Origin of the sequence: Bradyrhizobium sp. I71 (assembly GCF_022354745.1) — a bacterium.
GTDB lineage: Bacteria > Pseudomonadota > Alphaproteobacteria > Rhizobiales > Xanthobacteraceae > Bradyrhizobium > Bradyrhizobium liaoningense.
This window is the reverse complement of sequence record NZ_CP059398.1, coordinates 3881213-3904158: the sequence shown is the minus strand read 5'-3', so window position 1 is coordinate 3904158 and position 22946 is coordinate 3881213. Positions and strand designations below refer to the sequence as shown.

The 22946-nt window shown below is 61.3% G+C and carries 14 protein-coding genes and 4 pseudogenes; 10 read left to right on the top strand and 8 right to left on the bottom strand.

Annotated elements, in window-relative coordinates; genetic code table 11:
- The first annotated feature begins 143 nt into the window (after window positions 1–143).
- The gene (locus tag FJV43_RS18980) at window positions 144–1403 is read left to right on the top strand and encodes a HAMP domain-containing sensor histidine kinase (RefSeq protein WP_239629287.1); all 1260 of its coding nucleotides are present in this window, start codon (window positions 144–146) and stop codon (window positions 1401–1403) included.
- 111 nt (window positions 1404–1514) lie between these two features.
- Here the strand turns inward: FJV43_RS18980 and FJV43_RS18975 are convergent.
- The 3 genes and pseudogenes from FJV43_RS18975 to FJV43_RS18965 form a co-directional block, all read right to left on the bottom strand.
- Window positions 1515–2792 (bottom strand): annotated as a pseudogene (locus tag FJV43_RS18975) (IS701 family transposase).
- Window positions 2793–3861: 1069 nt separating this feature from the next.
- Window positions 3862–4305 carry a hypothetical protein gene (locus FJV43_RS18970; protein ID WP_239629285.1) on the bottom strand — a complete coding sequence of 148 codons (444 nt, stop codon included), beginning with the start codon at window positions 4303–4305 and terminating at the stop codon, window positions 3862–3864.
- Window positions 4306–5836: 1531 nt separating this feature from the next.
- The gene (locus FJV43_RS18965) at window positions 5837–7036 is read right to left on the bottom strand and encodes an IS256 family transposase (RefSeq protein WP_239629283.1); all 1200 of its coding nucleotides are present in this window, start codon (window positions 7034–7036) and stop codon (window positions 5837–5839) included.
- 1627 nt (window positions 7037–8663) lie between these two features.
- Between FJV43_RS18965 and FJV43_RS18960 the strand changes: the two genes are divergently transcribed.
- The 3 genes from FJV43_RS18960 (at window position 8664) to FJV43_RS18950 (ending at window position 12042) form a co-directional block, all read left to right on the top strand.
- Window positions 8664–9743, top strand: a complete 1080-nt coding sequence (locus tag FJV43_RS18960; protein WP_239629282.1) for an alpha/beta fold hydrolase — start codon at window positions 8664–8666, stop codon at window positions 9741–9743.
- An 82-nt stretch (window positions 9744–9825) separates the two neighbouring features.
- On the top strand, window positions 9826–10704 hold the full coding sequence (locus FJV43_RS18955) for a class I SAM-dependent methyltransferase (protein WP_239629280.1): 879 nt from the start codon (window positions 9826–9828) through the stop codon (window positions 10702–10704).
- 12 nt (window positions 10705–10716) lie between these two features.
- The gene (locus tag FJV43_RS18950) at window positions 10717–12042 is read left to right on the top strand and encodes an adenylate/guanylate cyclase domain-containing protein (RefSeq protein ID WP_239629278.1); all 1326 of its coding nucleotides are present in this window, start codon (window positions 10717–10719) and stop codon (window positions 12040–12042) included.
- Between the two features lie 702 nt (window positions 12043–12744).
- Here FJV43_RS18950 and FJV43_RS37250 read toward each other — a convergent pair.
- The gene (locus tag FJV43_RS37250; protein ID WP_345946196.1) at window positions 12745–12870 is read right to left on the bottom strand and encodes a hypothetical protein; all 126 of its coding nucleotides are present in this window, start codon (window positions 12868–12870) and stop codon (window positions 12745–12747) included.
- Window positions 12871–12956: 86 nt separating this feature from the next.
- Between FJV43_RS37250 and FJV43_RS18945 the strand changes: the two are divergent.
- From FJV43_RS18945 to FJV43_RS18935, 3 genes and pseudogenes are all read left to right on the top strand, one after another.
- Window positions 12957–13346: pseudogene (locus FJV43_RS18945) on the top strand (Chromate resistance protein ChrB); the annotation flags it as partial.
- On the top strand, window positions 13339–14607 hold the full coding sequence (locus FJV43_RS18940; RefSeq protein ID WP_239629274.1) for an MFS transporter: 1269 nt from the start codon (window positions 13339–13341) through the stop codon (window positions 14605–14607). The pseudogene FJV43_RS18945 and the gene FJV43_RS18940, both read left to right, overlap by 8 nt.
- A gap of 126 nt (window positions 14608–14733) precedes the next feature.
- On the top strand, window positions 14734–15291 hold the full coding sequence (locus FJV43_RS18935) for a hypothetical protein (RefSeq protein ID WP_239629272.1): 558 nt from the start codon (window positions 14734–14736) through the stop codon (window positions 15289–15291).
- A 9-nt stretch (window positions 15292–15300) separates the two neighbouring features.
- On the opposite strand, the gene istB is transcribed toward FJV43_RS18935, so the two are convergent.
- A complete protein-coding gene (istB, locus tag FJV43_RS18930; protein WP_239629271.1) occupies window positions 15301–16062 on the bottom strand; it encodes an IS21-like element helper ATPase IstB in 762 nt (253 codons plus the stop codon).
- Window positions 16063–16081: 19 nt separating this feature from the next.
- Window positions 16082–17623 (bottom strand): annotated as a pseudogene (gene istA / locus FJV43_RS18925) (IS21 family transposase).
- Window positions 17624–18082: 459 nt separating this feature from the next.
- On the opposite strand from istA, the gene FJV43_RS18920 reads away from it, so the two are divergent.
- The 3 genes and pseudogenes from FJV43_RS18920 to FJV43_RS18910 all read left to right on the top strand — a co-directional run bounded on the left by FJV43_RS18920 (window position 18083) and on the right by FJV43_RS18910 (window position 22223).
- A complete protein-coding gene (locus FJV43_RS18920) occupies window positions 18083–18319 on the top strand; it encodes a hypothetical protein (RefSeq protein WP_239629269.1) in 237 nt (78 codons plus the stop codon).
- Window positions 18316–21442: pseudogene (locus tag FJV43_RS18915) on the top strand (efflux RND transporter permease subunit). Before FJV43_RS18920 ends, FJV43_RS18915 begins: the two are co-directional and overlap by 4 nt.
- 457 nt (window positions 21443–21899) lie before the next feature.
- On the top strand, window positions 21900–22223 hold the full coding sequence (locus tag FJV43_RS18910) for a hypothetical protein (protein WP_239629268.1): 324 nt from the start codon (window positions 21900–21902) through the stop codon (window positions 22221–22223).
- A gap of 123 nt (window positions 22224–22346) precedes the next feature.
- Here the strand turns inward: FJV43_RS18910 and FJV43_RS18905 are convergent, their stop codons facing one another.
- Complete coding sequence (locus FJV43_RS18905) at window positions 22347–22541, bottom strand: hypothetical protein (RefSeq protein WP_239629266.1); 195 nt, start codon at window positions 22539–22541, stop codon at window positions 22347–22349.
- Between the two features lie 203 nt (window positions 22542–22744).
- The gene (locus FJV43_RS18900; protein WP_239629265.1) at window positions 22745–22927 is read right to left on the bottom strand and encodes a hypothetical protein; all 183 of its coding nucleotides are present in this window, start codon (window positions 22925–22927) and stop codon (window positions 22745–22747) included.
- Between the last annotated feature and the right edge of the window lie 19 nt (window positions 22928–22946).

The following is a 22946-nucleotide window of genomic DNA, read 5'->3' as shown; positions in this document are numbered from 1 at the left end:
GAAGCACGGGGTTCCGCTTCGCTCTGCTTCACACGGTCGTCTTCGTACTGTCCGTCTCCGTCATCGCCTGGGTTGCCGAAATCACGGTGACGTCCGCTCTTGAGCATCAGGCGCGGGACCGCATGGACGCGGAGTCTTCGTCGATGCTGGCCGAATATCGGCGCCACGGCATGGAGGGCTTGCGCTCTACGATCGAGGAGCGATCTTCGGCCGCCAAGCGGCGTCTGCAGTATGCCATTGTCAATGCCGAAGGCCACGTCCTGATCGGTGAAAGCTATCTGGCTGAATTTGCCGCAACGTCGACCGCACGACCGAAGATCGTGCCTCGGTCCAATGGCGAAGACGCAACCGACCAAATCCTGGTGGGCTCGACTGCATTGGCAAACGGCTTGACGCTCGTCGTTGCCGACAATCTCGAAAGCGTCGAGGACGTCGAAGATGTGGTCTTGAATGGGTTTTTCATCGCGCTCGGCCTTGCACTCGTACTCGGTCTGGCGGCTGGGACCCTCTTCACCCGCTCGCTGCTCAAGCGGGTTGACCACGTCAGCCGGACTGCGGAAGCAATCATTGCCGGCGACTTGTCTCAGCGCATCGCCCTGACGGGCTCGGGCGACGACTTCGATCGGCTTTCCGCGACCTTGAACACGATGCTCGATCGCATCGCGGATTTGCTTGAGAGCCTGCGACAGGTCTCCAGCGATATTGCCCACGATCTCCGGACACCGCTCACTCACCTGCGCCAGCGCCTCGAGTCCGCCAAAGCGCGGGCGTGCTCGCCAGTCGATTATCAACGTGCCATCGATCAGGCCATCGAGAACGCAGACCAGCTCCTCGAGACATTTTCGGCACTCTTGAGAATCGCGCAAATCGAGGCCGGGGCTCGACGCGCGTCGTTCCGTTTGGTCGATCTGGAGGAGGTCATGCGGACGGTTGCGGATGCTTACGAGCCGACAATCGAGGACGGCGGCCGAGCTTTGGAGCTGCAACTTGCCGACGAGCTTCCGATCCATGGCGACCGCGAGCTTCTGATCCAACTCTTTTCCAACCTGATGGAAAACGCGCTGCGGCATACACCGACGAAGACGCGCATCGTCTTGCGCGGATTTCACTCGCGCGGCACAGTCATCGCGGAGGTCAGCGACGACGGTCCCGGCATCCCGGAACCCGAGCGAGATCGCGTGTTCCGGCGATTTTACCGCCTGGAGCGGAGCCGCACCACGGCGGGAAACGGCCTTGGACTTAGTCTGGTTGCTGCCGTTACCGATCTCCATCAAGCCGTGATCGAACTGTCCGACAGCAAACCAGGTCTCAAGATCACGCTGCGATTTCCGGATGCGAGCTCTGGAACGGGTGCCGGACGCGAGAACGGCTTGGCCGTATCTTGCGTCTCTCACAGTGAATAAGCGAGGTCGACGCGCCTGACGCGACCTTCGGCCAAATTGCGAAGGAGGCTGGCGAAAAGTCGCCGGTCGAGCTAGTACTACTTTGGTAGAATCTATTTGCGCCAGTGTTTTTCAAAGATTTGTTTTCGGCAGTATGGACACCGTTGAGACGGCGGCCGAAGGATAAGATCGACGATGGCGTGACGTACGGCGGGCATGGTTGGCTGAGGCGGAGGTCCGTTGATTCTTTTTTTCCGCCCCGCGTATGCGAGGCGGCGATGTTGCAGGAAGGCGTAGGCGATCATTGTCATCAGGGCATGGCGATGAAGACCCTGCCATGATCGCCCCTCGAAGTGATCAAGTCCAAGTTCCTCCTTCAACTGCTGATGCGCCTGCTCACAAATCCATCTAGCCTTGATGGTGGCGGCCAGTGTGCGCAGATCCGTCGCCGCAGGGAGATTGGTAAGATCGTATTTCTTCTCCCCTGAGGCACGTTGCTCGCCAATGAGCGAAGCTTCGTCGCCCGGGAGATGCTCTCAACCGACCTTTCGTCCCGCTGCGCCAACTCACGGCTTTCCATTTGGCGCTGGCCAGCATTTGTTCTGCCGCAGTCGACAGGATATCTGGCACGTGGTGCTTTCGTGGTTTCCCGCGGACTTTGGTAATCGGCCAAATGAGCTTCACATCGACCGGATACACCTTCAGGTGCCGAGGGATGCCGACAGCCCAGGCCAGCCCGCGCTCTGTTAGCCCTTGTCGAAACGGTGCGCTGAGTCCTTATCCTGCATCCGCCAGCACACATCCAAAGCGCACGTTGGCTGCCATCGCGCGGTCAATCTCGGCCAAAGCAATTTCCGGCTGGGACTGTGTCGTTCGATGTTCGACTGGCACGCGAGCGCGCTTCAAACGAGACACGTCGCTTGTCTAACTGTCAGGCAAAAAGAGACGTAGCGCCACCATCACTGGCACTTCGCCGCGCGCAAGCGTCAAAGACACCAGCGTTTGGCAATTTGCCGTTTTGCCGAGAGCCGACGCGTATTGAGCCGCAACACCAACCGAGCGGTCGCCCTTCTTCGGCAGTGAGGTGTCATCAATAACCAGCACCGCATCCTTGCCGCCGACAAGTCGGTCCGCCTGGTTGAGCAGCTCTGTCTCCAGCGGCGTCGCGTCCCAGACACCGTCCGCAATGAAATGGTGCAACTGATCGTAGTTGCCCGTGGCAAGGCGTTCTGCCATCGGCGGAACGCTCTTGCGATCGCCAGGACCGATCAGTCCCGCAACGTAAAGGGGACACATCCGCTGCCGGGTCTTATGACCCAACCGGTCCAAGAACGGCATGAGCCAGCGTTCGAGTTCGTCTTCCCATTCCGCCATGGTCAGCCGTCCAAGAGCCGACCACCCATGAATCATTGAAAAATCGATTCGGGAATCCTAATAAAAAGCCCAGATCTAACATTCTGCCAAGTAGTGCTAGGCCCCAGCCGAAGGTCGGTTCACCGAAGGACATGGAACATGCGCCGACGTTCGGACAAGTTCACACTGGTCCTACCTCGCGCCTTGTGCGCCGCTGGAGCGGTCCTGTTCGCAATCCTATCGTTTCGGCAGGACCGTCGGATGATTTCAGGTCGAGCGGGTTCGGGTAACTCGAGCGAGGAATTTTTCATGCCAGCACCGGAAACCGGCCGATCGCTCAAAGTAGCCTTGGCGCGGTCGCAAACGTCCGGAACGCCTCTCTCGTTCAGAGCACGACCACCATTCCTGCGCGCAAGTCGCTACGATTCGGGCTGCGGTATCTCATCGAGGGCGCTCCCGCCGGCGCGCGCGTGGAGCTCAGGCTTGTCACTGTCTTTCCGGAGTCGGGATTGCTCGATCCGGCTTCGGGGGTTCGGCACTACGAAAGCGAGTATACCATTCGCGGCACGATCGGCGCTCAGGCCTACCGCGAGTTCATGTTTGACCACACGTGGGAGATCGTAGCCGGTGAGTGGGTCTTCGAATTTTGGCAAGACGGTCGAAAGGTCGGAAGCGAGACGTTTTGCGTGTTGGACGCGGATTCCGCGCCGCATCGGTCGGACCCGTCGAAGGCAAATTGCGGCTTCTTGATCGGACGAATGGAATTCTGGAGAGGGGCCGTTGCGGTAGGTCCGGAAAGTGGCTCATGAGAGGTCGCGCGCCTTCGTTCACGGCGATGATTCCAATACCGTCTATGGCGGCCTACATCGCTCCGCAGCGGCCGCGTGAAGGCCGAATTCGCAGCGCCGCGAACGTGAGCTGTGGCCCCGCTGCCGCCGGTCGACCCGGTGCGACGCGCAATCGCGAGGCCGGACCGGATCCCCAGGGAGGCTTCGTGAACTAATGCATCGTTCCACTTCAATGAGGATTGCTGCCCAATGCCCAAGCGACGATTTGCTCGCCGGATCGGCCGGTCTGGCTGGGCGGCTTCTCCGCATTCCGTGGATGAATCTGGAGGCGATGGAGCTCAGTCGCTGAAGTCGGGGCTTCGAATGCTACCGGTACGCTCGGCAATGAACCGGGAAAGGAACTCTGCCGCGTTCTGCGGCCAGAACTCGTATCCCACCTTGGTCAGAAGCTGGAGATGGGCGCGTTCATCCTCACGTCCGACCCAAAGCTCATGAAAGGCCGCAACGAGATCGGCGTCTGCGATATCGATCGTGCCGATCAACATCTTGAAACGGATTGCCGCTTCGCGGCTTCGAATGTCGCTGCCGTCGATCAGCATCTCGGCATTGCGCCGGATCGCGGCATTCTCGAAGATTTCCTTCAAGACCGCGCGAATATGGCTGACGTCCGATCCCGTGCCCACTCGGCCAACTATCCCGGCCATCTCGTTTCCAGCCCTTTCGATCCGGCAATTGAGCCAACCGGCATCAGGGAATGTCATTGCGCCTTGGGCGAACATCAAACGGGCGATCCTGCCTCGTGTCAAGGAACCGCTTCGCCCGTGTCGTTTACACCGCTGCTCGCGCGCGACGGTCGTCAGGCGACGCGATGGCGCGGGCATACAAGCAGCTTTATACAGACGCTGAGCTCGGCGAAAAATTACAGCGAGTGGCATAGCTGATCACCGAAGTCCGCCCTTGGAGACATATGGATCGCACACCCCGGCGGCGACATGATATCGGAATTGCGGTCGCTTGCGGTTCACCGACGCCCTATGCGGTGCAAGCTCGGCGACCCGACACTATCGACCGAAAAGGCGAATGCCACGAACATCTCCGGCGGCGAGCCGATGCTCCGACGCGCCGACTTCAAGCGACAGTTCTCCCATTCGGTGCGAGCGTTCCGCGGGAGCGCCCCGCGACCCGACACGTTTCGCCGTTCCTGACCGCGGTGCGTTTCCGGATCGTATGACTGTTTGGCTTTATCTCATCGGAGCTGGCGCCGGACTCGCGCCTCTCGATGCTAATACGTCGGCCGCTTGTCGTGGCGAGGCGATCTTTTCGGGAGTCCCCGGGTGGGCGATGGCCGCCGCCGCAGGCTCCTCCCTGCGCCTACACATTCAACGCCGATTGAGGCCGTTCTTCGGTCCATACCCGTTGCTGATGATGGTCACTTGGGCGGATAAGATCGGCTTAATCAAAGGAAATGGAGAAGCGCTCGCGCTCCTCGAAAGGCTGCGTCGAGCGGCGATCGAGGGAGAACTCGAGTTCTATGGACAACTGGTTACGACGACGGGCGTGGAGCGCGAATTGACCAAAGTGCCTCCCGGCCACCTCCAGGTGTGCGCGATAGGTCTGGGCACCTCGCGTGCGCAGGGAGGAACGAGGAGGTAATCACCTACGATCCGAAGCGACCGGCTTCAAAGGCCTCGCGGCAGGTCGGTCACTTCCGCAATCTCCATGTGAGCAGGAGCGTGCTGGGGATCATCCGGCGGATCTGGGAAGACGCGCACGGGTGAGTCGGCCGCCGACAGGGACCGGCGCGCTGGCCGGCGAAGTGACGAACCGGAAAATGGTCCGGTTACGATCGCGTCGAGGGCGGCGTCCATGCCGAACGAGGGAACCGGTCTTTCGCGAACGATCCGGCAGCCCCCCGCGCGACGTCAACGCGACGGCGGTGGAAAGCGTTTACCACCCGGAGGAATCCGGTTGAGCCGGGTTGCCGGTACACGCAACGCACCGCGGTAGTAGTCCGGAAACGCTGATTTCCATCGCGAATTTCATGGGAGGTTCGACGAGATTGGTCTTCTGCAGCTGCCGAATTACCGCATTTATCTCAAGCTTATGATCGATGGAACGCCGTCAACGCCGTCACGCTTGATCCGCACGCCTATCAGACGCCGCCTATTTTTGCTAGTTGCGGAGATGGGTATGGATTTGGCGTTCGGTTGGAAGCGGTGGCTTGCCAATCGTCGCGCACAGCTCTGGATCGTGCCCCGTTGCGTGGTGTAGCTGGCGGCGGGAGACCGCGTTCACCGGCAAGAGCCGGGCAGGTCAGCTGGCGATCGCCGGAAGGCTGACGGTGGGATCATCGCTCAACGGCGCGATGGTTTCCAGCGTCATGTAGCGGGCGCGCTGGACGGCCCATTCATCGTTTTGCTCGAGCAGGATCGCGCCGATGAGGCGAACGATGGCATCTTCATTGGGGAAGATGCCGACGACCTCGGTCCGGCGCTTAATCTCGCCGTTCAGGCGTTCGATCGGATTGGTCGAGTGCAGCTTGGTCCGGTGCTGCGGCGGGAACGTCATGTAGGCCAGCACATCGGTCTCGGCCTCGTCCAGGAAGCCGGCAAGCTTGGGCAGCTTGGGACGGAGCTGGTCAGCGACCTTGCGCCACTGCGTGCGAGCGGCCTCGGCATCGTCCTGGGCGAACGCGGTGGCGATGAAGGCGGAGACGACGCGCCGGCCGCTCTTGCCGGCATGGGCCAGTGCGTTGCGCATGAAGTGGACGCGGCACCGCTGCCAACTGGCATTGAGCACCTTGGCGACGGTGGCCTTGATGCCCTCATGGGCATCGGAGACGACCAACTTGACACCACGCAAGCCGCGGCGGGCGCGCTTGCGCAGGAACGCCGTCCAGAACGTCTCGGCCTCGGACGGGCCAATGTCCATGCCGAGAACTTCGCGCCGGCCGTCGCTGTTGACGCCGACCGCGACGATGACTGCGACCGACACGATGCGGCCATTCTGGCGCACCTTCACGTAGGTGGCATCGATCCACAGATACGGCCAGTCACCCTCGATCGGACGGGCGAGGAACGCCTTCACCTTGTCGTCGATCTCCGCACAGAGCCGGCTTACCTGGCTCTTGGAGATGCCACTCATCCCCATCGCCTGCACCAGATCGTCGACCGAGCGGGTCGAAACGCCTTGCACATAGGCTTCCTGGACCACGGCGGTGAGCGCCTTCTCTGCCATCCGGCGCGGCTCCAGGAAACCCGGGAAGCAGGAGCCCTTGCGCAGCTTGGGGATGCGAAGCTCGACGGTGCCGGCCCGGGTCTCCCAGATCCGGTCGCGGTAGCCGTTGCGCTGGGCCAGACGCTCGGGGTTCTTCTCGCCGTAGGCTGCACCGGCCTGGCCTTCGACTTCCAGCTCCATCAGCCGCTGGGCGGCAAAGCCGATCATCTCGCGCAAGAGATCGGCATCAGGGGTCTTCTCCACGAGCGTGCGCAGGTTCATCATATCGTCGGTCATCGGTGGTTCCTCGGTTGCGTTGGCGTGTCGCAACCCGATCCTACCGGAGAACTGCCGGTGACCACCGCAAAGCCGCCCGCCCGCTACGGCGCTATTTGAGGCGCGCGTCCGGGCGGCTTTGCTCTACCGAGCTACACCACCACCGGGGACACGACCCAGCTCTGAGCTGAACCACCATCGCTTGTTTCCATCTCGCGCCCAAACGATGAGCCGTCCGTTGACGACAATCCATTGATCCTATGGCAACACTGACACTTGTGAGTGAGATGCGGAGGAAGGAGGTGGCGATCGAGCCGCATAACATTCTCCCTAGGCCGTTCCAGGAGAGGGCGCCAATAGCCTTGCCAATTTGCCACAATCTCACGCCTCCTTCTTTCACGACCCCAAGACAATATTGCGGTCTGGCGTGTACCTTCTCCGGCCCCCTATTCCGGGTCGGTAGCGAGGTGGAGTTATTCTGCAGCTGCGCGAGCCATGCGCGCAGTAGCTCCGCTTTGCTATCTCGGGCGGTCGGCAGTGAGGAGAAGCGAGACGTCCACCATTGCTCTTTCTACAAGGCTATAAAGCCGGTGAGGCTTTGTGACATTGAGGGATTCGATAGCCTCGATAATCTGCTCATCGCAGAAATCACCGACACCGTGTGTCCTGCCATCTGCATGACGGAAAGATGCGACCACACGGCAAAGATAGAGCCCGACCAGGACCAGGGATACTGCGAAGCGTGTGGCGGTAACACCGTCGTATCAGTGCCCGTGCTCGCTGACCTAATCTAAGAGGCCGGCCATGCAAATCCGAAACTACTACCACTGGGCGGAACGCGGCCGTGAGTGGACCGATCTGTGGTCTGCACAGTGTGACGATGATTGTCCCTACTGCGGGGCCCGCCACATGTCTCCGTACAAAAGCGGGACGCGGATGACGCGGAGGAGAGCGATGACGAATTGGATCGCTCTTCTCATTACGCCTTCATAAGCGCATTCTGCGGCGGCAAGGTGATGCTGCCGATGGTGGGGGTGCGGAACTGCCTGACTGCGTGAAGGCACAGCCGCTGCTTTTGGTGACGAGCTTCTCGGAATTTTCCGCCGAGAATGACTCGCATGGCGAGCACGACTTAGGCCGCTTTAGCTTGGTGGGCCGCACGTTCTTCTGGAAGATAGACTATTTCGATAAGGGCATGCGCACGACTCCGAATACCCGAGCGATCCCGAACGGACGCTGCGTGTGCTCACGTTGATGCTCGCCAGGGGGTACTGAATAGAGCAAGAAGTGACCGCCTCCCATCTAGACGCAAGGGGCCAATGCTCCAGCAGGAGGAGCACCATTGTGGGGACCATCGGATGGCCTGCCAGAACCTACGGGTTCGGCGCCCGATCAGGGCGGATTTTCCCTGGACATTCTTGTCCACCAACCCTTGCTTCAACGCGAGGGTCTTCTTTCTCGATCGAGATGACCCCTTCCAATTCAATGGCAGGGGAAGGCGCATTTAATCATACTGCTGACATTGCATCACTTTAGTCATTGAAATATCTTCAAAGAATCGGCCAGTGCAGCCGTGATAGGGTAACGGGCACCGGCGGCTTGGTCGAGCTGCCTCCCTTGAACCTTACAATGACTTAGACCATTCGACATGACTCAGATCCGGTTCTGCAAATCCTCAGACGGCGTCCGTATCGCTTATACTCAGGGCGGCCAAGGTCCGGCGATGATCGAGGTAGCGACTTGGCTCAATCATGTGGAATACGATTGGAAGAGCCCAATCTGGAATGCGCGGCTTGCCGAGCTGACAAGGAACTACACGCTTACGCGCTATGATGGTCGCGGCTGCGGACTCTCCGAACAAAATCCCCCGCACCTGACATTCGATGATCTTGTTGCCGACCTCGAGGCGGTCGTCAACGCGTCAGGGCTGAAGCGATTCATTCTCCTCGGCTGCTGCCAGGGAGCGCCGGTGGCGATGGCTTACGCGGCACGTCATCCGGAGCGCGTGAGCCACTTGGTTCTTTATGGCGCCTATGCACGCGGAAAGCTCACTCACAATCCATTGCCGCAGGACGTCGATGAAGCCGAGACGATGCTCAAGCTGGTCGAACTCGGGTGGGGGCGTGACAATCCGGCGTTCCGCCAGGTGTTTTCTGCCCTCCTGATACCCGACAGCAGGCCGGAGCAATACAGCTGGTTCATGGATATGCAGCGCATGACGATCTCGCCACAAAACGTGGTGCATCTGATGCGGACGCATAACCGCATCGATGTTAGCGACATGCTGTCCGATATCCGCAGTCCGACGCTTGTCATGCACGCGCGCAATGACAGGCGAGTGCCGTTCGCCGACGGCCATATGGTCGCCCATTCAATCCCGAATGCCGAATTCGTGCCCTTGGAAAGCAATAACCATCTTCTGCTCGAACATCAGCCTGCGTGGCGTCAGTTTCTTGACGAGACGGCACGATTTGTCCTCGCTGATCGGCGCGCGGAATCCGGAGAAACCCCGTTTCTCGAGCTGACTGCACGCGAACGCCAGGTGCTCGACCTGATCGCGCGCGGTCTAGGCAATTTGCAGATCGCTAAGTCGTTGACGCTGAGCGAGAAAACCGTCCGCAATCACATCAACAGCATTTTCGGCAAGCTCGGCACGCTAAACCGCGCGCAGGCGATCGTCCGTGCGCGCGAGGCGGGGCTTGGATCTCGGGGCGTCTCCAGGGACTGACCGAATCTGGGTCCTGGGCCCCAGACCTTTCATTGATCTCGTCTAAATTGTGCAGCCGTCTGGGTCCGGCGGCTCATGACGAATGTTCAGTATTCTTGATGATGTGGCAACCTGGAGCGATCGCGCCACCAGCCAAGTTTGGAAGGAGAAAGCAATGAGCGTGACAATAACCGCATCTGCTGGATCTGCTTCGGTCCAAGGGGACTTGTGGGGCGCGCGTGCGCGTGACTATGCCGAGGTACAAGAGCCGACCTTCCTTCCCCTTTATGAGAGCGTGCTGGCGCGTCCGGAAGTCGCGAAGGCTGGGTCAATCCTCGATATTGGGTGTGGAGCTGGGCTCGCAGCGCAGGTTTTCTCAAGAGCAATCGGCCGTGTTGCAGGCGTCGATGCTACTGCGCCCTTCATCGAGATTGCGCGGCGTCGCGTCCCCGGTGGAGAGTTCCACGTCGCCGAAATGGAAGCCCTCCCCTACGAGGACGGCTCTTTCGACGTCGTGACAGGCTTCAACGCATTTCAGTATGCCGCTTCGCCGGTGAACGCACTGCGTGAAGCGCGACGCGTCGTGAAGGCCAACGGCATCATCATCATCGCAGTCTGGGGCTTGCCGGAAACCTGCGAGGCTGCCGGGCACCTGAAGGCATTGGGATCGCTGATGCCGCCACCGCCTCCCGGCGCTCCAGGTCCGTTTGCGCTCTCGGACGAAAGCAAGCTCAAAACGCTCGCGAGCGAAGCGGGCCTGACACCGGGCGTAGTCGTGGATGTCTCATGTCCCTGGATTTATGCCGATTTGGAGACGGCGCTCAGGGGCATGCTATCCGCGGGACCAGCCGAGCGCGCGGTTCGGGCCTCGAGCTTTGAATGTGCCCGCGAAGGAGTCGCCGCTGCGATCGAGCGCTACCGCACTGCGTCCAGCGGCTATCGTCTGAACAACACGTTCCGATACCTAGTCGCTCGCTCATAGAGACGCGACTCAATGTCCGACATCGATTTGCCCCCGACGCGTTACGCGCTTTCAGGTGAGGTCAGTATTGCCTACCAGGTGATAGGCAACGGAGCGATCGACATCATCATGGTCCCGGGCCTGTTTTCGCACGTCGAGTTTATGCATGAGCTCCCAGGCTACACGGCGTTCTTGCGGCGGCTATCCCGATTCGCCCGGATTGTGAGCTTCGACAAACGAGGCCAGGGGTTGTCGGACAGAATATCCGGCGCGCCCTCACTCGAGCAACGCATGGACGATGTCCGCGCCGTCATGGACGAGATTGGATCCCGCTGCGCCATTATTTTCGGCTTCTCTGAGGGTTGTCCAATGAGCATTATGTTCGCGGCAACCTATCCCGACAGGGTCTCGCACCTTATTCTCGTGGGAGGGTTTTCCCGCGCTGCGGATCGGATGTCTGACGACTTGTGGCAGCCTCGTTTGGAACAGATCATCAAGTCGTTCGGTAGCGGAGCCATGATCAAAACGGTCATCCCGAGTCAATTGCACAGCGCCGCCGCCGTTAGCCAGTTCGCTAAGCTAGAGCGGTTATCCAGCAGTCCCGGCGCGTTGCGGACGCTCTTGGCACTCAACCGGCAGATCGACGTCTCCTCGATCCTCCCCACACTGCAGATCCCCACTTTAGTGGTGCACCGCAAAACAGATGCTCAGGTCCCCGTCGCCCTGGGTCGGAAACTGGGTCAGAAAATTCCCGGGGCAAAGTACGTCGAATATGCCGAGGGCGATCACTGTTACTGGCTCGGTGAAGTTGAGGCGCTCTATGGAGACATTGAGGAGTTTGTTACCGGCCGACGGGAAGCTGCATCAATGGACCTGGAGCGAGTATTGGCGACCGTGCTTTTCACGGACATCGTCGGTTCGACCCGGAGTGCCGCCGAGATGGGCGACCAGACGTGGCGTCGATTGCTGGATAGTCACGATGAATTGGCGAAGCAGATGGTCGCAAAGCATCGCGGCACTTTGATCAAGAACACTGGCGATGGTATTCTCGCGACATTCGACGGACCTGGTCGGGCAGTTCGATGCGCGATTTCCGTCGCTTCCGCTTCAAAGAAGATCGGTTTAACATTGCGCGCCGGCCTTCACACCGGCGAGATCGAAATCAGAGGGCGGGATGTCGGCGGTATTGCCGTGCACGTCGCGGCTCGCGTCATGGCCAATTCCAAAGCCGATGAGGTACTTGTTTCAAGGGTCGTGACCGATCTCGTGGCTGGATCAGGTTTGAAATTCTCCGATCGCGGATCGCACGAGCTTAAGGGCCTTCCGGACCGATGGGATCTCTTTGCTGCAAGCATCTAGTTTCTGGTCCACGACGTCATCTGTTGCGGTTGCACAAGAGTGGTCGTTATCGGAGCGAAGCGCACGTGGCCGAAGTTTTATCAGTGTGCGCCCTAATAGCCTTCGGCCTCCCCTATCTGAACGGCCGCGACATTCGGAAGCTGCCCCACCTCGAGCGAAAGGCCGAGCTCAAGAAGATCATCGCGGGAACGGACGACGTACAATATAGCGAAAGCTTCGAGAGCGAAGGACAGCTTTAGCGACTTCACCATCTTCTCCACGGTCGTCTTGTACTTTTAAATGATCCGATCCGAGATGAGCGTCGTAGCGCTCCTATCCCGGTAGATCTCGAAGACTTCTGGCGCTGCCGTTGGCCGTCGGTGTGTCATCGTTCTGGATGCACCCGCGACCCTTCGCAATCCTACATACCCGAAACTTCCTCAATCACGCTCCGGATAGTCTTTCCCGAGCGATCACAGCGCCATACTCTTTGCGATGGGTTTGGCCTCTGGGTGTCCGCCTCAACGCCGGCACGTCGTGCCGGGGCCCTAGCCGCCGCCCTCGGGCTCTGCGTAGGCTGGGCCCGGGTCTACCTCGCCGCCCATTTCCCTTTGGACATTGTCGGCCGATAGACGCCCCGGGTCCTTATAACCCGGTACTTTTTGCGGTGATAGTCGATGAAGAGTCGCAGACAGTCGCCCGTACACTCGATAAGTTCGCCAATTACGATTGGGACTTGATCTCCGGGACCGCGGGAAAGCTGGCGCTGGCAATTAGCCCGTGCTCGCCGGGCGGCCTCGTGTTCTCGAGGCGGATCGAACCGTGACACCGTTCGGCTACGCGACGCACAATCGAAAGGCCGAGGCCGGTTCCATCACCTCGCGAGCGACTTCCAAGGCGGTAGCGCCAACGTTTTTGTTGTCACCGCAGTCAATGAGGAAGAAGAGCAAGCCATCGTGGCGCGGTTTCAAGCCGACCGAACGCGCGAATACGACGAGTTCGGCGCGCGCTCCAGCGAATTTCTCGCCGAGATCGAAAAGGAAACTAAGCGCCGGAAGTTTACGTTCGCGGAGCTTGAGGAGATCGAAGACGACTTCGACAAGCTCTCTGCCTGGCTTGCCAAGATCAAGGCGCGCGACTTTTTCCCAGGCGCGCGGATGGAGCAGCCGGACGAAATACTTAAGACCTGTGACACCGCCCTGCGGACATTCGCCGATGAGGTCTATGCGCAAGAAGGCATCGTAGACACGAATGACGGCGGCACTGGCCCGCTGGATCCCGACACTCCAAACTCCTCGAAGCGAGGGAAATCGCGGAATGGCTGACCACGCTCTGACCGCCTCGACGGCGCTTCGAGCCCTGCCGCGCGGAATCTGGCCGCTCGGATTCGTGTCGCTGTTCATGGATCTCTCATCCGAGATGATCCACGCGCTCCTGCCGGTTTACCTCGTCGCCGTGCTCGGAGCCTCGACACTGACAGTCGGACTCATCGAGGGTGTTGCCGAAGCCACCGCGATGATCACCAAGATTTTTTCGGGCGCACTGTCCGATTGGCTCGGCCGCCGCAAGATGCTGGCCGCCATCGGCTACGGTCTTGCCGCCTTCACCAAGCCAATCTTCCCCCTCGCGACGACGATTGAGTGGATCCTGACTGCCCGTTTCCTTGACCGGGTCGGAAAAGGCGTCCGCGGCGCGCCGCGCGATGCACTGGTGGCGGACCTCGCGCCCGCGGCATTGATGGGAGCGAGCTTCGGCTTAAGACAGTCGCTCGACACAATCGGTGCATTCCTAGGCCCTCTCACCGCAATCGGGCTTATGCACCTCACTGGCGACAATTACGCCGCGGTGTTCTGGATAGCGGTCGTCCCAGCGTTCGCCGCAGTTGGCTTGATGGTGTTCGGGGTGAAGGAGCCGGAACGGGCAATTGGCGCTGTGGCGAAGTTCAAGCCGCACTTCGCCGATGTCTGGCAGCTCCCGCGGCCGTTCTGGGCCGTGGTGGCCGTTGCGGTGGTGCTGACGTTGGCCCGGTTCAGCGAGGCCTTTCTGATTCTACGAGCTCAGAACGTGGGCCTCGCCGTCGGACTCGTACCCATCGTCTTGGTCGTTATGAACTTCGCTTATGCGCTCGCGGCTTACCCTGCCGGGGTGCTCTCTGACCGGTTTGGGCATCAAGCTGTCCTGATCGTCGGCGTCGCCACGCTCGTGGTGGCCGATCTGCTCCTGGCATTGGCGTCATCGATGCCGATCCTTCTGCTTGGCGTCGTGTTTTGGGATCTGCACATGGGCCTCACCCAAGGATTGTTTGCGGCATTGGTGGCAGATACCGCGCCTGCCGATCTGCGCGGAACTGCGTTTGGGGTGTTCAATCTCGCGAGCGGGGGTGCCATGCTCGCCGCCAGCGTGGTCGCGGGAGCACTCTGGGATGTCTACGGCCCCATCGCGACATTCCTGGCCGGAGCGGCGTTTACAACGGTCGCTTTGGTTGGTCTGCTTGGTCTGCGCAAGCAGTTCCGAAAGGATTTCGGACAGCATTCGCTCAAGATAGAGCTATCGAAAAATGGCGATGGAGATGGACGTGGCCGTTAGGCAGCACACAAGCCCTGATGGATCTGCGCGCCGAATCGTTCGAGCCTTGGTTACCCTTGCAGTGGTTGTAGGCCTTGGCGCGCTTGTCGTTTGGGGGGGTTCCTCGCCGGACGAGGCGAGGCAGCGTTGGAGGCTGAACGAGAGCGGCCGCTCAAAGCGCCTCTGCGCGTATCGATCGACGGCGATGGTCAGCCCGTCGTGACCCTGACTGCCGCGACGCGCAAGCTGAGCGGGGTCCTGGTCATCAAGCCAAAAGCGACGCAACACCAGGACCAAATCCGCGTCTACGGAACCGTGCTCGATCTCGACAAGCTGGTCGCGTTGGACAACAGCTACGTGACTGCCGTCGCCCAGCTTCAGAGTGTCCAAGCCAGGATCGCTGCATCGAAGGCTGCGTTGGAGCGCGCGCAGACACTTTCCAAGGACAATATCAGGACCCTGGCGCAGCTACAGACGGCCGAGGCGACGTTCGCCACAGATCAAGCCGGTGTCGCAACGGCAGAGGCCCAGGTCAGAACGCTAAAGGCAACGGCGCTGCAGGAGTGGGGGACGGTCATCGGCAAGGCGCTCGTTGCGGATTCCGGGGATTGCGGCCAGGGATTCCGATTGAACGCGACCATGCATTCCGATCGAAGGCGGCCACCTGTTCCGACGAAGGCGGCCGGGGTGTCGTTGCCGGCATGAGGAGTTGGGTCAGGTTTTCTTGGCTGCGTCAAGATTGGCGCGCTGCGCAGTGATCTTTCGCATGCTGTCTCCCTTGAGTGTGAGGCGGTGAGCATTGTGGACGAGTCGATCCAGGACGGCGTCGGCGATGGTCGGGTCGGCGATGACCTCATGCCAATTTTCGATCGGCACCTGGCTGGTGATGATGGTCGATCCGCGCTGGTGGCGATCGTCGACGACTTCGAGGAGATCGCGACGTTGCTCGCCGGTAAGCGGAGCGAGGCCCCAGTCATCGAGGATGAGCAAATCGACCCTCGATAGCGTTTTGAGGAGCCGCGCGTAGCGTCCGTCGCCGCGGGCGAGCGCAAGAGCTTCGAACAGCCTTGGCAAGCGATGATATAAGACGGATCGATTATCGCGGCATGCCTTGTGGCCGAGCGCGCAGGCGATCCAGCTCTTGCCGACGCCGGTCGGCCCGGCAATGAGCAAATTTTGCTTGCGGCTGATCCAATCGCCATCGACGAGCTTGGCAAAGAAGGCGCGGTCGATGCCGCGCGGAGCGCGCAGATCGACATCTTCGACGATTGCGGTCTGCCGTAGCGAGGCGAACTTCAGGCGCACGATGAGCCTTTTGTTCTCCCGCTCGGTTGCTTCGCGATCGATCATCAGGCCGAGGCGCTGCTCGAAGGTCAGTGCGGTGACGTCCGGTTGGCGTTGCTGATCATCGAAGGCCTTGGCCATGTCGGCGAGCCCGAGAGCGGCGAGACGTTCGTGGGTATGGTTGCTGAGCATAAGGTCTCCTTGTTGCTGGTCAGTGGTAGTAGCCGCGGCCCCGGATCTTGCCGTGCTGGATGGGATCGGCGTCGGGGGCGGTGTCGGGAAGGAAGGCCTTGTCCAGGCCGGTCTTGAGGATCGAGGCGATCGACCGATAGCTCGCTGCGCCGATGCTGATACCACGGCGGCATGCGGCCTAGAGACGCTGCGCCCCATAGGTCCTCTCCATCCGCAGGATGCCGAGACAGGATCGGAAGCCCTGCTCAGGATGGGGCTTTGTCCGCATGATCGCCTCGCACAGCGCGACCGTGGACGGACCGATCTTCTCGGCGGCGGCCAGCAGACGCGCGGGCGTCCAGAAGGCGTATCGGCGATGCGCGCTCGGCATGTGCTCGGGGATCGTGGTGTGGCGGCGCTTCACGCCCGAGCGTGCGTGGCTGGCGATGCGGGTGCCGCGATGGAACACCTCGATAGTGGCTTCGGTGGCCCGCACCTCGACAACCTGGCGGATCATGCGGGATGGCACCGAGTAGAAGTGTCCCTGAACTTCAACATGGTAATCCGGCGCCACACGGGCACGACGCCATTCGGCGTACTGATAGAGCTCGGCCGGCAGCGGCATCAGGGCCGGACGATCGATGGTGTCGAAGAACTCGCGGCGGCTGGCACCGAGCTTGCGCATCAGGCGGGCGTTGAGTTCATCGACCAGGATGCGGATCGCAACGTTCAACTCGGCGAGTGAGAAGAAGCGCCGGTTGCGCAACCGCGCCAAAATCCATCGCTGGACGATGAGAACCGCCGCCTCCACCTTGGCCTTGTCGCGCGGCTTGCGGGGCCGCGCCGGCATAAGGGTGGTGCCGTAATGGGCGGCAAGATCCTGGTAGGTCCGGTTGACGCCTGGCTCGTAGCGGCTCACCACCGTTACCCCGGCCTTCAGATTGTCGCAGACGAGCGCCTTCGGCACCCCACCCAGGAAGGTGAGCGCATCCACATGGGCGCCGATCCAGTCGGGCAGCGCCTCGCTGAACCGGGCTTGGGCAAAGGTGTAATTCGACGCTCCCATGACCGCGACGAAGATCTTGGCGGCGCGCACCTTCCCGGTGAGCCCGTCGAACACCGGCACGGTATCGCCGGCGAAGTCCACGAACAGCTTCTCGCCGGCCGCGTGGGTCTGTCGCATGGTCGCCGTAATCCCGTGGCGCCATTCGACGTAAAGATCGCAGAACCGGCTGTAGCCGTAGCCGTCGGGATGATGGCCGCGGTATTCCTCCCACAGCAGCGCCAGCGTTACGCTGCGGCGGCGCAACTCGGCATGGACATGCCCCCGATCCGGAAGTGGCTTCGATCGCGGCGGGTTGTAGCCGGCCGGCGCAAACAGCTTGCGCTCCAGTGCTGTGTCGTCGAGTTCCTCCGGTATCGGCCAGGTGATGCCGATCACCGCGGCGCGGCGGACATACTCCGCGATCGCCGTGCGGCCGATCCCGACCGATCGGGAGATCACCCGATCGCTCACCCCACAGGCATACTTCAGGCGTAGAACTTCTCGAATCTTCCGCATCGGCAATCTCTCGGCGGGCATCAGACCTCCCATTGCGTGAACCGCAAAAGGAGGGACCTTGCCCCGTTCAGATTGCCGACAACGCCCCCTGGCTCACCCTATCAACAGGGTGGCCGCCTTCGTTCGGATTGGGCGGCCGCTTTCGATCGGAATCGGTGGCCGCCTTCCGTCGGAATCGGTGGCCGCTTTGCCTCGGATTCCGCACTCGTCGACGGCAGCCCGTTGGTGAGCCGGCTGATCGAACGTCAGACCTTTCTCCTCCAGATCACGCTGCCTCCTGGGGCTTCCGCGTCGCCGCACCGAGCGCGACGGTTCAATTCGGCGCAAGTGCCACACCGCATCAGGTCGAGTTCCTCTCGCCCGCCACGCAAACGGACCCGAAAATCCAAGGTCTGAGTTTCTATTACTCGGCCGATGCCGCAAGCAATCTGCTGCCAGGAATGAACGTTCTTGCATTCCTGCCATCCGGTGCGCCCATCGATGCAATCGAAGTTTCCGCGCTCGGCTGTCGTGTGGTGGACGGGGCGTGCCTGGGTCTATCTGCGCACCGGCGCAGATACATTTACGCGCCTCGAAATTCACACTGACGCACCCATGCCCGAAGGCGCAGCCAAGGATTTCCCCCAACCCATCCCCGAGCTTGTGGCCCAGGGAGCCCAGATGCTGCTGTCCGAGGAGTTCCGGGCGCAAATCCAGGTCGGCGAGGACAACAAATGACGCGGGCCAACGCCGGTCTCGCCGCAAAGCAGTCGGGATTGCAAGCGAATATCATCGGTTTCGCCATCCGCTTCCGCGGCATCGTCCTGGCCTTGGCCTTGGTGCTGCTCGGCTACGGTATCCTCTCGGTCGTCCGCGCGAAATACGATGTCTTTCCGGAATTCGCGCCGCCCCAGGTCGGCATCCAAACCGAGGCCCCCGGACTGACCCCGGAGCAGATCGAGGTCCTTGTGACCCAGCCCATCGAGAACGCCGTTAACGGCGTTCCCGGCGTGCAATCGCTGCGCTCCACATCGATCCAGGGGCTCTCGGTCGTCACGGTTGTTTTCGCGTCCGGAAGTGACATCTACCGAGATCGGCAAGTGGTGGCCGAACGCCTGGCGGTCGCGGCCCAGCAACTCCCCGCGGGGACACAATCCCCGGCGATGACGCCGCTGACCTCCTCGACGAGTACCGTCCTGGTGGCGGGGCTCACCTCCGACAAGCGTTCGCTGATGGATATGCGCACCATCGCCGATTGGACGCTGCGGCTGCGGCTTCTTGCCGTGCCGGGGGTCTCTAACCCTCGACGACGTTCTGGCCGCAGCGAAGAAGGCGACCGGCGTGCGCGGCGCGGGCTTTATCGACACGACCAATCAGCGCATCGTCTTTCAGACGGAGGGGCAGTCGCTCAAGGCGGAAGATGTTGCCCACACTGTCTTGCTGAACCAGGGCGCTTCGAGCGTGCTGCTGGTCGACGTTGCCGACGTGGTCCATGCGCCGGAGCCGCCGATCGGTGGCGCGACGATCATGGGCAAGCCCGGCGTAATCCTGGCGATCTCGGGACAGTACGGCGCCAATACCGTCGAGGTGACGCAGCGTGTCGAAGACGCGCTGGCGGACTTGCGGCCGGTGATCGAGAAGGATGGCGTCATCCTTCACGCCGACCTTTTCCGTCCGGCGAACTTCATCGATACGGCCAACAATAATGTCCGGGAGTCGCTGATCCTCGGCGACATCCTCGTCGTCGGGGTGCTGTTCCTGTTCCTTTTCGATCTGCGTACGGCGGCCATCGCCTGCACGGCGATTCCGCTTTCGCTGCTGGCCGCAGTCATCACCTTGAACGCGCTGGGCGAGAGCCTGAATACCATGACCTTGGGCGGCCTCGCGATCGCCATCGGCGAAGTTGTCGATGACGCGGTGATCGGCGTTGAAAACATCGTCCGACGTTTGCGCGAGAACAGGCGTTTGCCCAATCCGCGGTCCGCAGCCCGCGTCGTGCTCAACGCCTCGCTCGAAGTGCGCGGAGCCGTGATTTACGCTACCCTCGCGGTGGTTCTTGTTTTCTTGCCCGTGCTGACGTTGCCGGGTCTCGCCGGCCGGTTCTTTGCGCCTCTCGGCGCCGCTTACATTTTCGCGATCCTGGCATCGCTTGTCGTCGCGCTTTCCGTGACGCCGGCGCTCTCGATGCTGTTGCTCGCGGGTCGCGGACGACAAGACGAAGGCGCGGGAGCGGCTAGAGAGCCGCCCGTCGTTCGCTGGACACGCGGCCGCTATGAGCGAATTTTGCGGAACATCGCGGTCCATCCACGGACTGCGATCACCGCCGCTATGGCCTTTACTTTGGCCGGCTGTGCCGCCCTCCCGTTCTTCGGAAGCGCCTTCCTTCCTGAGCTCAAGGAAGGACATTTCATCCTGCACATGTCGGCCGTGCCGGGCACTTCGATCGCGGAATCGGAGCGCCTTGGCGCGCTCGTCACCAAGGCTTTGGCTGCCCTGCCAGTGGTGCGCTCGATCTCCCAGCGGATCGGCCGGGCGGAGAAAGCGGACGACACCTGGGGTACGCATTACAGCGAGTTCGAGGTCGACCTCAAGCCTGGGCTATCCGGTGACGAAGCGGAAGGCGCTCAGGCCGACGTGCGCAAGGCCCTCGTCGGATTCCCGGGCGTAAACTTCGCCGTCAAGCCGTTCCTGACGGAGCGGGTCGAGGAATCGCTATCGGGCTACACGGCCGCCGTTATCATCAACATCTTTGGCGACGATCTCAACACGCTCGATCGCACGGCGCGCGACGTAGCGCGCACCGTCGGCGGGATCCAAGGCGCGACGGAAGTGCAGCTGCAATCGCCGCCTGGCATGCCGCAACTCACCATTAGGCTCCGGAAAAAGGTTGTAGAGCGCTGGGGCTTCGACGCGGTGGACGTTCTTGACCTAGTGCGCACCGCCTATCAAGGCGATGTCGTCGGTCAGAGCTATGACGGGAACCGGGTTTTCAACGTCATCACAGTGCTCGACGCCGCGAGCCGCAATAACATCGCGAAAGTTGGGGACCTCGCCCTGCGGGCGCCGAGCGGCAGCTTTGTACTCCTGAAGCAAATTGCGGATGTATACGAAACCGCCGGCCGATATCAGGTTTCTCATCTCGGCGGCCGGCGCGTTCAGACAGTGACGGCGAACGTTGCCGGCCGCGACGTCGCGTCATTCGTGCAGGAAGCTCAGGCAGCGGTTGCAACCCATGTCGAACGCCCGAGTGGGGTCTACGTCGAGTTCACCGGCACAGCGCAAGCGCAGGCACAATCCCGGCGGGACCTGCTGATCCATTCGTCGATCGCCGCCGTCGGCATCGTTATGCTCCTGTCGATCGTGACGCGGAACTGGCGAAACCTGCTGCTCGTCCTTGTCAATCTGCCCTTCGCCCTCGTCGGCGGCGTGCTCGCTGTATTTGCAACCGGAGGCGTGCTCTCGCTCGGTTCAATGGTCGGCTTCGTGACACTGTTCGGAATCACGTTGCGCAACTCGATCATGATGATATCGCACTATGAACGCTTGGTCGAAATTGATGGCATGCCCTGGGATCTTGAAGCTGCAATCAAAGGCGCCGGCGACCGACTGACGCCCATCCTGATGACCTCGCTCGTCACCGCGCTTGGGCTCCTGCCTCTCGCGATCGGAATGGGAGATCCCGGCCGTGAGATCGAGGGCCCCATGGCGCTCGTCATTCTCGGTGGTCTGCTGACCTCGATGGCTCTGAATTTGCTCATTCTGCCTGCGTTGGCGTTGCGCTTCGGACGGTTCGAGGCCGCCGTCAATGAGCTCGGCGAAAATCCTCCAGAGGTGGCCAATGCCTATTCGACCGGCGAATGACCGCCCGGTTGGTCGTCTTGGTCGGCCTTTCCGGAAGCGGGAAGTAGACGATCCTTTCCTGCGTTGCTGGCCTCGACGAGCTTGACGCCGGCCATGTCGAGATCATGGGCCAGCGCCTGTCGCGCCGACCCGAACCGGAAGACCTATTCCGTTGCAGCAGGAAGTCGCCGGGTGCCCCGGTCTGCATCCGGAGCGCCATCTGCAGCACTGCGCAAACGACCATGATGCAGACGGAGATGCAGTACCGGGCAACACCAGGGAGGCGGTGCTCAAGCACCAGCGGGGACAGCCTGTTAATGGAAACTCAAACTACCCGCTGGGGACCGCCGTTCCCGCCGCCGCTCGGGATCTGGGGAACAAGATCGAGAATAGGAGTCTTAAGACGTAAAGCCGAATTGGAGACGGCAGCGGCTGATACCGGGACCGCCAGATTGGCTGGAAAGCGAGCGCGGTCCTCATGAAATGGATGCTTGTCGTTCTGGTCGGCGGCGTGACGCCGGTCAACACCGATCTGGTGTTCGAGAAATTCGCGGACTGCCTATCCGCCGAGGAGCAGATGCGGAGGCATTACGCGGACGCTTTCGAGGCTTGGGATAGATCGGCGGCACTCAATTTCGAACGACGACGGGATTATTCCAAGGCACGCGACATCCAAGCCAAACGGCTACTGAGCAACATCGGGACTTGCATTCCGCACAGTGGCGATCCGCTTCTCGGCACGCCTCTGCAGCAGCCAAATCCTCAACCCACTGCGCAGAGGAGACTGGCATTTGCCGCCTAGGTCTCGCTGGCACGAACGCGGCCAAGCTGACGCAAGTCTCCATCGGGAGAGGCGGCATTTCTGTTTTACCACCTCTCAGAGGGGAGCAGGTCTCAGAGGGGAGCAGGTCGCCGCGAGTAGCAATCAATGGTGCATCGCGGCGAGATCGCCGACCATCTTGCCCGTCGTGCTGTTGACGATGTGCAGCGACATGCAGGCCGGGCATGGCACCGCCGCATAGGTATATTCGGGTTTTCTGCACTCAAGCGCTTCGTCGTCCAGGGAAAGCTGGACGTTCATTCGCGTGCGCGGACAGTTGAACAGGATCTGGCGCCGCATGACCCCACCATGCACCTTGCCCGCTGCCGGCGAAATTGCGGATGACTACCTAGGGCGCTCCCCGAAAGTTGAGGTGGGTCAAAGCGAACCCAACGACTGATCCAGAATTGACCTGCATCGGGCACTTCGGCCCCGATAGCGTGGCGAGGCGGAGCCCGGACTCCTGGGCACTCCGGGTCCCGTCTCTCGGCCGCCGCAGACCGTTACTTTTCCGGAGGCCTCAGCGGGCTGTCGGCCCAATTGCGGGCGGTCGGGTTGTGCAACGGGTCTTGCTCGCAAACGGTGCAGACGTAGCGCAGCCGTCCCTCGGCAAGATCGTCGGTCACGGCCGCCATCGGCTTGCCGCACGTCGGGCACGCCTTCCGGATGGGATAGAGCACTGCCACTGGATTTCCCCCTGCCGCT

Excerpts from the sequence above, each read along its gene's own strand:
- FJV43_RS18980 (WP_239629287.1), top strand. The coding sequence starts at position 144 with ATGCTGGCCGAATATCGGCGCCACGGCATGGAGGGCTTGCGCTCTACG.
- FJV43_RS18965 (WP_239629283.1), bottom strand. The coding sequence starts at position 7,036 with ATGACCGACGATATGATGAACCTGCGCACGCTCGTGGAGAAGACCCCT.
- FJV43_RS18960 (WP_239629282.1), top strand. The coding sequence starts at position 8,664 with ATGACTCAGATCCGGTTCTGCAAATCCTCAGACGGCGTCCGTATCGCT.
- FJV43_RS18955 (WP_239629280.1), top strand. The coding sequence starts at position 9,826 with ATGTTCAGTATTCTTGATGATGTGGCAACCTGGAGCGATCGCGCCACC.
- FJV43_RS18950 (WP_239629278.1), top strand. The coding sequence starts at position 10,717 with ATGTCCGACATCGATTTGCCCCCGACGCGTTACGCGCTTTCAGGTGAG.
- FJV43_RS18940 (WP_239629274.1), top strand. The coding sequence starts at position 13,339 with ATGGCTGACCACGCTCTGACCGCCTCGACGGCGCTTCGAGCCCTGCCG.
- istB (WP_239629271.1), bottom strand. The coding sequence starts at position 16,062 with ATGCTCAGCAACCATACCCACGAACGTCTCGCCGCTCTCGGGCTCGCC.
- FJV43_RS18920 (WP_239629269.1), top strand. The coding sequence starts at position 18,083 with ATGCAATCGAAGTTTCCGCGCTCGGCTGTCGTGTGGTGGACGGGGCGT.
- FJV43_RS18910 (WP_239629268.1), top strand. The coding sequence starts at position 21,900 with ATGAAATGGATGCTTGTCGTTCTGGTCGGCGGCGTGACGCCGGTCAAC.
- FJV43_RS18905 (WP_239629266.1), bottom strand. The coding sequence starts at position 22,541 with ATGCGGCGCCAGATCCTGTTCAACTGTCCGCGCACGCGAATGAACGTC.